This window comes from Streptomyces sp. C, from assembly GCF_000158895.1.
Taxonomy (GTDB): Bacteria; Actinomycetota; Actinomycetes; order Streptomycetales; family Streptomycetaceae; genus Streptomyces; species Streptomyces racemochromogenes.
In genome coordinates, this window is sequence record NZ_GG657750.1 from 837,110 (window position 1) to 839,183 (window position 2,074).

Annotated in this window: 2 protein-coding genes and 1 pseudogene; all 3 read left to right on the forward strand. The window is 70.3% G+C overall.

The genetic code is table 11. The features are described 5' to 3' along the window. The first annotated feature begins 223 nt into the window (after nucleotides 1–223). Nucleotides 224–748: a hypothetical protein gene (locus tag SSNG_RS03765; protein WP_007262469.1), complete on the forward strand. Its 525-nt coding sequence runs from the start codon at nucleotides 224–226 to the stop codon at nucleotides 746–748. A gap of 14 nt (nucleotides 749–762) precedes the next feature. Then, a complete protein-coding gene (locus tag SSNG_RS03770) occupies nucleotides 763–1,296 on the forward strand; it encodes a hypothetical protein (protein ID WP_007262470.1) in 534 nt (177 codons plus the stop codon). After that, nucleotides 1,293–2,074: pseudogene (locus SSNG_RS41760) on the forward strand (hypothetical protein); the annotation flags it as partial. The gene SSNG_RS03770 and the pseudogene SSNG_RS41760, both read left to right, overlap by 4 nt.

The following is a 2,074-nucleotide window of genomic DNA, read 5'->3' on the forward strand; positions in this document are numbered from 1 at the left end:
TCATCGATCGTTTTTCGATTTCGACAACGAATCGTCCCGGTGCCGGGGGATTCTTGTTGGCCCGGGGGGGGCCTACCGTCGTCCCCGGTGCGCAGACGGATCTGCCCTTCGGACGTATGGGAGCACAAGACAGGATGACTGTCCCCGTTGGCGGGTCCGCCGCTTGCCCTCAACACGACGCTCGCCCGGCTCCGGGCGCTCGCCCGCGGAGAGACGACTGGACGTGGACGAGATCCTCGACGCGGTGTCCCTCTCCGAGCGGACCGGCGTCCCCGTGGCGGTGACGGCGGCGCTGCTGCGCGGCGAGGAGTTCGCCGACCCCACGCCCGAGGAGACGCAGGAGACGGTCCGCCGTCGCGCGGCCTTCCTGTACGCCGTCTCGCGCGACCCCCAGGGGCAGCCGTACGCGGTCGCGGAGATCGCGGCGGCGATCGGCGCCGACCCCCGGTGGGTCGGTCAGCTGGTGTCGGGCGGGAGACCGCCCCACCTGCGGCACTGCGCGGAGTTCGCGGCCTTCTTCGGCCGTGACCTCACCTTCCTGACGGACACGCCGGCCCAGGCCGTGAACAGGGCCCTGTGGCCCGCGGTCGAATCCCTCAACTACCGATCGGGCGACTTGATGGCCGACCTCACGAACCAGTACGGGCTGGTCTCCATCTCCACCCGGGGAAGAGCCCTCACCCGCACGCAGGAGACCCTGCTGCTGGGCATGATCACCGGCATCCTCTCCTCCGAGGTGGCCCGGTGAACCTGTCCCGTTCGATGCGCAAGCTGTGCACCGCCCTGACCTCCTCGCTCGACCTGGATGCGCCGGTCGAGCCGCAGACCCTCTTCCGCGCCCTGTGCGACGCGATGAGCCGCAGCCGCGGCGGCCGCCCGATCGTGCTGCGCTTCGAGCGCTTCCCGTCCGGGCTGACCACCTCGGGCCTGTGGCTGAACATGGACGACTACGACATCGTCGTCGTGGAGAAGTACACGACGCCGGACCACCAACTGGTCATCCTCGGCCACGAGCTGTGGCACATGAAGGCGGGCCACTGCACCGGCCACGGCGGCGGGGCGGCGGACGACGCCGCGCGCTCCCTGCCCGACGCCTCGGACCTGACGTACGCGAGCGTCGCCGCGCGGTCCCACTACGAGGACGCGCAGGAGATCGAGGCCGAGACCTTCGGGCTGATGCTCGGGGACCGGTGCCGGCCGTGGCTGACCGGCGGCGACGCGGCCGGGGCCGCCCGCCGCAGCGACGTGGCCGGGCGGATAGGCAACGCCCTGGGCTACCGCGGACCGATCGGTTGACGGTGACCTCGGACAAGTACTACATCCCGTACCTCATACCGGCGGTGATCCTCACCCTGGCCTTCGCGATCCGCCTCCCGGTCATGATGAGGTTCTGGCGGATCGACCCCAACGTGCGCTCGGTCGGAGGCCTGCTCCTGCTGGCGTCGGCGGTCTTCTACCTCGGCCGGCCCAAGACCCTCGTGCTGCTGAACAGCGCGACGGGCATCAGCAACTTCGCGGCGCCGCTGGTCTACACGCTGCTCATGATGTTCTGCGCCTCCTGCCTGGTCATGATCATCCACTGGCGGGGCGGCGATCCCCGGCGGGTGCGCCGGGCCACCTGGACCATCGGCGTCTTCTACGCGGCCGTGGTGGCCGGCCTGTGGACCACCTTCGCGTTCGCCGAGGTACCGGTCGAACGGCTGCGGGACCTGGACACGTACTACGCCAACACCCCCTGGATGCGCGAGCACATCATGCTCTACCTGGGGGCCCACACCACCGCCTGCGCCATCACCGCCGTCGTCACCTGGTCCTGGCTGCGGGAGGTGGCGGGCTGGCTGCGCGCGGGCCTGGTGCTGCTGGTCATCGGGTTCGTCCTGAACCTCTGCTACGACGCCGTGAAGCTCACGGCGGTGTTCGCCCGCTGGAACGGCCGCGACCTGGACTGGCTCAGCACGTACGTGGCCCCGCCCATCGCCTCCGTGTGCGCCCTGTTCATCGCCGTGGGGTTCATCCTGCCCCACCTGGGCCAGGCGCTCCAGGGGCTCTGCACCGACTACTACCACTACCGCTG